Origin of the sequence: Rhodopirellula sp. JB055 (genome assembly GCF_043100905.1) — a bacterium.
Lineage (GTDB): Bacteria > Planctomycetota > Planctomycetia > Pirellulales > Pirellulaceae > Rhodopirellula.
Genome location: NZ_JBICHO010000444.1, coordinates 1 through 9,565 on the forward strand (window position 1 = coordinate 1; position 9,565 = coordinate 9,565).

At 56.6% G+C, this 9,565-nt stretch carries 6 protein-coding genes; 1 reads left to right on the plus strand and 5 read right to left on the minus strand.

Features of this window, described 5'->3' with window-relative positions; translation table 11 throughout:
• On the minus strand, positions 1-2,262 hold a 2,262-nt coding region (locus ACF8AM_RS17415), incomplete at its 3' end, for a hypothetical protein (RefSeq protein WP_392556865.1).
• 545 nt (positions 2,263-2,807) lie between these two features.
• Complete coding sequence (locus tag ACF8AM_RS17420; RefSeq protein ID WP_392556866.1) at positions 2,808-3,839, minus strand: sugar phosphate isomerase/epimerase family protein; 1,032 nt, start codon at positions 3,837-3,839, stop codon at positions 2,808-2,810.
• 321 nt (positions 3,840-4,160) lie between these two features.
• On the opposite strand from ACF8AM_RS17420, the gene ACF8AM_RS17425 reads away from it, so the two are divergent.
• Complete coding sequence (locus ACF8AM_RS17425) at positions 4,161-5,867, plus strand: glutamine--tRNA ligase/YqeY domain fusion protein (RefSeq protein WP_392556867.1); 1,707 nt, start codon at positions 4,161-4,163, stop codon at positions 5,865-5,867.
• Positions 5,868-6,085: 218 nt separating this feature from the next.
• Here the strand turns inward: ACF8AM_RS17425 and ACF8AM_RS17430 are convergent, their stop codons facing one another.
• From ACF8AM_RS17430 to ACF8AM_RS17440, 3 genes are all read right to left on the minus strand, one after another.
• Positions 6,086-7,618, minus strand: a complete 1,533-nt coding sequence (locus tag ACF8AM_RS17430; RefSeq protein ID WP_392556868.1) for a carboxypeptidase M32 — start codon at positions 7,616-7,618, stop codon at positions 6,086-6,088.
• Between the two features lie 109 nt (positions 7,619-7,727).
• Positions 7,728-8,918, minus strand: a complete 1,191-nt coding sequence (locus ACF8AM_RS17435) for a DUF1559 domain-containing protein (RefSeq protein WP_392556869.1) — start codon at positions 8,916-8,918, stop codon at positions 7,728-7,730.
• Between the two features lie 101 nt (positions 8,919-9,019).
• Positions 9,020-9,181, minus strand: a complete 162-nt coding sequence (locus tag ACF8AM_RS17440; protein WP_392556870.1) for a hypothetical protein — start codon at positions 9,179-9,181, stop codon at positions 9,020-9,022.
• Positions 9,182-9,565 lie beyond the last annotated feature (384 nt).

The window sequence follows — 9,565 nt, forward strand, 5'->3', positions numbered from 1 at the left end:
CACGACGAACTGCAAGTCAAAGTAGATTCCGATTTGTTCGAATAACGTGTCGGACAACGTGAAGAAGCGAACTTCGATCGTTATCTGCAGGTTTTGCAGGCGGCGAAGCGACTCCAACAAGTCAACGATTTGGTCGTGCACATCGCTCGTCGTGCTGACGACCAGCGACAAGTTTTGCGGGTACGGAGCCATCGTGCCGACGCCCCCGAGTGCTTCCCACGATTCCGGTTCAATCGTTGTTTGGATCAACTGCATCAGTTGGCTGAAGTCAGCCATGGATTGTCCACCCAAACCGCTGGGGCTGCTGGGCGATGCCAATCCGCCAGCCGAGCCGAAACTGCCGCCGGTGTTGTACTGGCCCAGCATGTTCGGGCTCATCGATGTCGCTGAATTGTTACCAGCGAAACCGCCCAACCCCGATGCCGAGACTGGTACGACTTGGACATCGGTTTGCGGGTTGATCATTTGGTAGGCGTTTCGCAACGCACCACGCAAACCATCGTCGTAACCAGTGATGAAGTTCGGGATGGGCGTGACCAAGTCAGCGACTCGGTACGTCCGGCGTTCCACCATTTCTTGGCGAGCCGCTTTGCTGGTCACGTTCAGGACTTCGTTGTCGATCACGTGAGTCAGGTCGAGGTCACCCAAGATGATGTTCAGAGCACTCTTCAGCGAAATTCGCGTCGAGATGTTTTGCGAGACCGGGGTCTCACGGCTCATGCGAATGGAGGCCAAGGCTCGGTTGTCGATCACGATCGGCACACCGGTCATGTTCGACAAATCATTCAGGACTTCGCCCAGTGGACGATCGCGGTATTTGACTTCGACTTCGGTCGCAAGTTTGCGTTTGATCTCTTGTTCGCGAGGCGTCAGGCTGGAATCAGCGTCGCCCTGCAATCGTCGACGGGACAGTTCTTCCCAAGTTCGAATTCCAGGGAACTCGAACGGACGATCGGGATTCTGTGGAACGGAGGCGCGGTCGATGGCGAGCATTTCACGATTGAAATTGTCCTCCTTGTCCGCACTGATCTCTTCGTTCATTTGGATGCGAACGCCCATGCGGCTGCTGTGGAACATGCTTTGGGCGATTGGCGAACCGGGTTTCAGTTCACCGACTTGTTTCGCGATCACTTCCGCTTCTGCGAAGCGACGATCTTCCATCAAATCATTGAAGGTTTCGACCAACGATGAGATTTCATCGTCGATGCGCGCTTCTTTCGCGGCGTCGGTCGCCATTTCTTCGCGAACGGCCGCGTTGGCGAGGTCCAGTTGAATTTCTGCTCGATGCTGCTCGACGTAGGTCTTTTGATCCGTCAAAGCACGGTCGACCATCGCGGCGAGCGATGCCTTGGAGGCTTGGTCGATGTTGGCACCTTCGACACGACGACGAAGACGTTCGAGATCGTCGACCGCATCCATTGGTGCGTCGGTGCGTTTCTCGTTGGCCTTGGACAATTCCGTTGTGATCTCGCGATACAAACGACGGGTTTGCTGTTGGGCTTCGAGTTCGGCTTTGTCCATTGCCGTCAGCGGTTGATCCGCCGATGGCGAAGGCAAACGTGACGGTTGCAACAACGTCAGCTTGTCTTGCAGGGCGCGTCGCGTTTGTGTGTCCAGTTCGGACTCAAACGTCCAGGCTTTCACAAACGCTTGTCGTGCGTCGGTTTTCTTTCCTTGGGACAACAGATCCATTCCTTCGCGGAACAGACGATCGCCTTCGGAGTTGCCCAGTGGTGCCGTCGCTTGAACTTGAGCGATGCCACCAGGAACTGGGCTGGTACCGCCGGCTTGTTGCACCATGGATGGTGCACCGGCAGTGGTTTGCCCACTGGTTTGTTTGATCGGGTTGGCAGCTTCCTTGGTCAGAGCGTTCAGGTCCAAGCCGGTCCGACGAGCGGCGGCTTGCGAGTCGAGAAGCAATTGCCAGGGGCGAGCGTCGCCGGGTTGGAATTCATGCTCTTTCAATCCGAAGGATTGGGCTTGGTGAGCCAGCAGGTAAGCGTTCTTGACATCGCCCTTGTCCAGTGCGGCGCGTCCGGCAGCAACCAATCGCAACGTTTCCGTGCGACGGACAGCCAACGGCAACGAGGCAGGCGTCTGTTTCGATGTCGCGTCCGCTTTCGCGGGCGTATCGATTGGGGGCAATGCGATTTGGGCCGATGCGTTCGGGACTGCGACCACGGTCGACAGCAACGAGGCAATGGACAGCGACACCAAGGGGCGTGTGACCTTGCGTCGCCATCGAGATTCCGGCGTTGTCATCAACGGTTCCTTGGCAGAGGCCTCTTCAGCAGAGGCGCGTGTCGGCGAGGCCATCGAGTGACCCAATTCATCCTTGGCCTGTCCCTCGGGACATGACCGGTTCCGCCTGGGCGGATGGTACGAGCGGTTCAACGCGACTCTCCTTCTTCGCGTGAGACATGAAATCCATAAAGTGCCGGAAAGCTCTCGCCCAGACTCACACTCGGTGGACTGGTTGTCGGCCGTGAACACAGGAGTGTTCCGCGTTTCGAACTGGTCTCCTCAGTGAATTCCATCTTCATGACGGGAATTCCCCAATGAGTCAGCACGAAAACCTTCCTAGCGAGGTTGGCAATACGAATTGCAGACAACCAGTGTCAACACGGCTTTCAGTGATCAAATCGAATTTTTGTCAACCTGAAAACTCGGTTTGCGCATGAAACTGCTCGCCCGCCGGTTTGCCGAGCAATTTCTGGCCCCAAACCAACGAGCCAGGTGGCCCCAATGCAACCTGAGCGGCACCGGGAAACCAGAAAGAGGAAGATGAATTGGCCTCAATGGCGAATTCAGGCCAATTGGGGGCGGTCGCGGCCCAGCATCCGGTCCAGCGAATCAGACGTTTGATAGATCAACGCTTCGGGGAAATGGGCGTACGGGTGGAAATACTCGAACGTCAGGTAACCGTCGTAACCAATCGTGTCAAAGGCCTCCAAAACCGCAGGCCAATTGGTGGTGCCATCGAGCAACGGCCGAAACGCTTCGAGTGAGTGATCGGATCCCTTTTTCGTGTATTCCTTCAAATGCACGTTCTGAATTCGATCGCCCAGGATAGGAATCCAGTGTTCCGGGAATTGGTACTCCATGATGTTCCCGGTGTCGAAGTGCACTCGCACGTGATCGCTTTGAAAGCTGTCGACGAAGTCCGCCATCTCCATCGGCGACATCAGAAAACCGTTGAAGAAGATGTTCTCCATGTTCAACTTCACGTTCAGTTTCTCGGCTTGCGGCAACAGTTTGCCAATCGCCTCCCGAGCCCGGCGGTCACAGACGTCGTTGGGCGTCGGGTCGTGGTCCTCTCGCCATGGCATGTGCACGGCACCTGGAACCACCAGCAGATTTTCAGTGCCCAGGTCATGCGCCGCTTGAGTCATTTTGCCGGCCAGTTCCATTCCCCGGGCTCGCTCTGCAGGGTCGTTGCTGGTCAGTGGGTAAGGCCAAAACAGGAACGAGCACACGCCACTGATTTCGATTCCGATGTCGTCGGCCATCTTGCGGATCTCGGTGAACTCTTTGGTTCCCGATTTCGGTGACAGATCACTGTCGAGGTCGTAGTTCAGTTCGATGCCGTCGAACCCTGCGTCCTTGGCCAGTTGCAAGCACTCCTTCAGAGACATTTTGTCCGGATAGGGAAACGCCCACAGGTTGATCGACTTTTTGAAGGAATACTTGGGCGCGGATGCAGGGATCGGCGCCGCGGCGGCAGTCGTCGGGGTTTGTGCGGATCCCGCGGCGATAGCGGCACTGCCGAAGGCGGCGTAGCTCAACCATTGGCGACGATCAACGGCTGACTTGGAACGAGGGTTTGGGGCAGAGCTCACGAGCGGGGATCCTTTTTCAATACCGAGGACAATGGGCCGAGGACAATGGGCCGGGGACAATGGGCCGGGGACAATGGGCCGGGGAAAATGGGCCGGGGACAACGGATGACACCGATAGCCTAGCCGACCCCTTGCGGCCGTTGTGGAATCGGGGAACACCTCCGGGAATGAACCTCCGGTTCCAGCACCGTGTCTGGTTGTTTTGCGGCGTGTTTCCGGTGCCAAGCGGGAGCAAACCGAAGCGGCAATTCTACCCTTTCAACGTTTGAGCAATCGCGTCACAATGCGGCTCCTTTTGATCCTTCGTACCGGCGAATAGACGTGAACGCACCCGAACCATCTGACTCGGCCACCCCCGATAAAACGCCGTCCAAGCATTTCATTCGCCAAGCGATTGACGCGGATTTGGCGAGTGGACGCTTCGACGGAGTGGCCACGCGGTTTCCGCCGGAACCCAACGGGTACCTGCACATTGGGCACGCGAAAAGTATCTGCCTGAACTTTGGGTTGGCCAAAGAATTGAACGGCACATGCAACTTGCGTTTCGATGACACCAACCCGGTCAAGGAAGACACGGAGTACGTTGATTCGATCCAAGAGGACGTGCGTTGGTTGGGTTTCGAGTGGGACAACTTGCACTTCGCCAGTGACTACTTTGACCAACTCTACGAGTGGGCCGAACAACTGGTGAAAGATGGCAAGGCCTACGTGTGTGATCTGAACGCCGAAGAGACACGCACCTATCGAGGCACGCTCACCGAACCGGGCAAGAACTCGCCGCATCGTGATCGCACGCCAGAGGAAAACCTGGAACTGCTGCGTGCGATGAAGGCGGGCAAGTTCAAAGATGGTGAGAAGACGTTGCGGGCCAAGATCGACATGGCCGCACCGAATATCAACCTACGTGACCCGGTGATGTATCGAATCGCTCATGTGCCGCACCACCGGACCGGTGACAAATGGTGCATCTATCCGATGTACGACTGGGCTCACGGGCAATCGGATTCCCTGGAAAAAATCACGTTTTCGATTTGCACGTTGGAGTTCGAACACCATCGCCCGCTTTACGATTGGTACTGCGAAAACCTCGGCATTCATCACCCTCGCCAAATCGAGTTTGCTCGTTTGAACATGACCTTCACCGTCATGAGCAAACGCAAGTTGTTGCAATTGGTGAAGGAAAAACACGTCACCGGTTGGGACGATCCTCGGATGCCGACTTTGGTTGGTTTGCGCCGCCGCGGCTACACGCCTGAATCCATTCGAGCGTTTTGCGCGGACATCGGTGTGGCAAAATTCAACAGCACGATCGATGTCGTTCGCTTGGAAAATGCTGTTCGCGAACATCTCAATTCGGTCGCCCCGCGGCGGATGGCTGTGTTGGATCCGGTCAAACTGACCATCGCGAACTGGCCCGAAGGCAAGGTCGAGATGATGAAGGCAATCAACAACCCCGAAGACGAATCCGCGGGCAGTCGCGAGATTCCATTCAGTGGTGAGTTGTACATCGAGTCGGGCGATTTTCGCGAAGAAGCACCTCGCAAGTTCTTCCGGTTGAAGAAGGGCGGGGCGGTTCGTTTGCGATCTGGATACATCGTGGATTGTCACGACGTGGTCAAAGACGCGGACGGAAACATCACCGAAATTCTGTGCACGTACGATCCCGAAACGAAGAGCGGCGAAGACACCTCCGGCCGCAAGGTCAAAGGCACGATCCACTGGGTCAGTCGAGAGCAAGCCAAGAAAGTGACGGTGCGAAATTACGACCGATTGTTCAACGTCGAGAACCCGGATGCGTCCTCGGAGACAGGATCGTTCCTGGATCACTTGAACCCGGATTCGCTGGCCACGTTGACCGCGCATGTGGAGCCCGCTTTGGCGGAAGCCGCCGTTGGCGATCGTGTCCAGTTCGAGCGACTGGGGTACTACGTCGTGGATCCTGATTCGACCGGCGACGAAATGGTGTTCAATCGCATCGTTCCGCTGCGTGATACCTGGGGCAAGATCGAAGCGAAGGGCAAGAAGTAGCTCGCCGCGAATTCTCCGTCGCCGGATTCGCCAGGATTCGGACTCTCTTCGTAGCCGGATTCGCCAGAATTCGGACTCCGTCGATGGTCGTCAGGCACCGAGGTTACTCGGTGCTCGCTTCGTGTCTGCACTGTGAAGATCAAGGTCAACGCAGATCAGAGTCAACGCAAATCACAGGCTGGATGTCGATGCCACGATCTAGGCGAGGTCGAAGGTATCTAAGAGAGGTCGTAGACTTGGCTGTAGCGGGTTCGCAGGCTTTGGATCAGTGGTTTCGCTGTGAGTGGTTTGCCGCTGGCTTGCTCGACCAGTTCGTCTGCGGTTCGTGTGCGGCCAAGCTCATGAACGTTCTTGACCAACCATTCTCGAAGCGGTGTGAAGTTGCCTTGGCGAACCATGGAGTCGATGTCGCCGAGTGAATCCTTGGCCGCGTTGTACAACTGTGCCGCTGCCAAATTTCCCAGCGTGTACGTCGGGAAGTAGCCGATCAAACCGGCGCTCCAGTGAACGTCTTGTAACACACCGTCGGCGGCTGATGGTGGTCGCACACCGATGACTTGTTCGTAGGCATCCGCCCAGGCGACGGGCAGATCATCTGTAGAAAGTTCGCCGCTGATCAAGGCTTGTTCCAATTCGAATCGCACGATGATGTGCAGGTTGTAGGTGGCTTCGTCTGCTTCGACACGAATCAATGATGGCGACACTGCATTGAAACAGCGATGCAAATCGGCCGCGGTGGCGCTGCCCAATTGTGCCGGAAAGTGCTGTTGAATCTGAGGTGTGAAGTGTTCCCAGAACGGGAGGGTTCGGCCGACCAAGTTTTCCCACATTCGGGATTGGGACTCATGAATACCCAGGGAGGCGTAACTGCCGGGGGGCAATCCAAACCAGTCATCTCGCATGCCTTGTTCGTACAGCCCGTGCCCGGCTTCGTGCAGTGTTCCAAAGATGCTGGTCGGCAAAAAGTTTGGCTCGTAGCGAGTCAGGATCCGGCAATCGGATGGGCCAAGCGTGGTGCAGAACGGGTGAGAGGTTTCATCCAGTCGGCCGCGATTGAAATCAAATCCAATGGCTTGGGCCAGCACGAGTGAGAAGGCGCGTTGGGATTCCGTGGGGAACTTTTGTGTGATCAACGACGTGTCGACTTGCCTTGATGAATCTTTGATCTCACCGATCAACGTCACCAGTTCGCTTCGCAAGTCCGCGAACGTATCGGTCAGGGCGGCCGCTTTCGCGCCCGGTTCGAATTCGTCTAGCAACGCCTCGTACACCGTTTGGTTGTCCGATTTCAGCAGTTCGCCGGCTTCTCGTTTGAGCGAAAGCATTTCGTCCAACACGGGCTGGAACATGGCGTAGTCATCTGCCTTTCGTGCAGCGTCCCATTGGCCTTGCCCGCGAACGCAGCACGAAGCGGTTCGCTGAACCAGGTCGCTGGGCAGTTTGCATTGGCGGCGATAGTCGTCGGCGAGGCATTTCAGCGTCGCTCCGATGTCGCTGTGCGGATCGCTGGCCGCATCCCAGTCGGCCAGGGACGCGAGTTGTTCTTCAATCGCGGGGGCGGGTTGCAGGCGATGAACCAACCCGCGCAGATGGGCGACCTGTTCGGCGCGGTAATCGCTGCCGCCGCGTGGCATTCCAGTGCGTTCGTCCCATTCCAACAGGTCGGCGGTGGTGGAGAGTTTGGCTGCGTCGCGAAAGGTTTGGCAAAGAGCGTCGAAGGTGGACGCGTGATCGTTGGTGGTTTGGCTCATCTGGGTGGCTCCATGAAAAATCCCCGGCACAAATGATTGTGCCGGGGACGTTGTCATGTTCGCTGACGTTTGGCAAGCCGACGTGAGCGAGTTCGTTCTTTGACGCGGCCTAGAAGATGTCGCTGGTGTCGATGATCTCTTTCGAACCGCGAGTGCCCAGAGCACCCCAGATGCCGTAGACGCTTTTGGCGCCGTCGATAAGAGGGGCCGATTGCTGGTTGCCAGTGTCAATGCTATCGGTGATGAATTTGACGGCACCGTCGCCCATCAAGACGTGGGCACCACCTTGGTGGCGGCTGCTGCACGACGAGATGCCTTGACTGGCGTCGTTGCCTGAGAAACAGTTCAGCGAGTTGGGTGGCTTGATGGTTTGGAACGACGTGTACTGGATCCGTCCATCGGCCCAACGTCCACCTCGGATTTGATTGCCGGTTCCCAGGTTGCCTGGCAACGCGGAATTGGGAAGCCAGAATTGAGGACGGGCTGGGTCCACGCCACCATCACAAAACGTTGGATCGGTGATCGCTGAGGATCCGGCGTTGAGTTGGAACTCCGCGATCAACTCACGGGCACCGATGGTTGTAGCGACTTCGCCCATGGCGATGGTGTTGGACAAACCGTCCAAGCAATCGCGGAACTTGAGTTGGTGGCGTGACCAGAACATCCCGCGGTTTCGTGAACGCGCCAGTGAGGCCCAATTGTTGTTGTCGTTCGTTGCACGGCCTTTGATACCGGCTTCCCCGGAGTTGATGCCGCCGTCTTCGTAGATTCCGCGTTCGTTGCGACCACCGGAGTGAACCAATTCAATCGCATCACCAAGGCAGAAAGCGAAGTTGGATCGCCCAAGAGCTGGCAGGCCAACACCTGGATCGCTGGGGCAGCGAAGTGTTGGGATGTTGGTCATCCACGGGGGAAAGTCGGTTCGCCAAGGTCCAGGGTTGATCAGCATGCCACCACCGGGAAGTTGGTACGGGTTGGTAACCGTTTCCCAGATGCCCTGTTGTTCCATGAACGGGGTCAAGCCGACCAAACCGCTCAAGTACAGACGCTGGGTTCTGGCAGAGTCCGCTGTCGTGGTGTAATTCGTCCCGGTCATTTGCTGCGGCAGTGCGTTGAATGCCGAGTGATAGTTGTGGACGGCCAGTCCCATCTGTTTGAAGTTGTTGCTGCAGCTCATTCGCCGGGCGGCTTCGCGAGCGGCTTGGACGGCGGGCAGCAACAGCCCCACCAAAACGCCAATGATGGCGATCACGACCAGGAGCTCCACCAGCGTGAAGGCTCCTCTGTTTTTTGAGTTCATCAAAGAAATCCTAAAAAATGCCGAGGGTACCGACCCAGTTGTCGAGGCGACTCGCGCAGCCCGCACCCAAGAAGAAAATAGAGTCAGATCAGTCGCGATCGCTACTGATCCATTTCCTCGAGATAGGCGTCTTGTTCAGCCTGCTGCTCGGGAGTCATTTGGCTCGGGTCCGTCACCGTTTCCGAGGTGCTGGATGGGCAACCTGTGACGGTCAATGAAACCGCTACCAGAGCCAACGCCAAAAGCTTCGAAAGAGAATCCATGGAGGAAACCACCGTTTGAGAAGAGAAACATACGAAACACAGGAAGGTGGTCCTCCCCGCTATTTAGAGATAGCGGGGAGTGCTCCTGCATTAGGCCTCGCCAAAGTTACAGGCAAACTGTGCATTGGCAAGTGAATCATCGCACAAAAAGGATGAGGGTTCTTACCTAGTGGCGTTTTATTGAGCGTTGCGGTCTTCGTGTGAACGGCGCATTCGCGTTGCCTTCCACTGCGAAAGCGACTGAGAAGCGGTCTAAGGCCAGAGCAGGTCTGTAGACTTTTTCTCGTGAATCAGGCGACGTCTGGTGCTTTTACGAGATAGGAGTGAGGTCGCGACCACTCTCTTTTGTTCTCTGGTTCAGTCTTGTTTGTCTATAGAATAGTA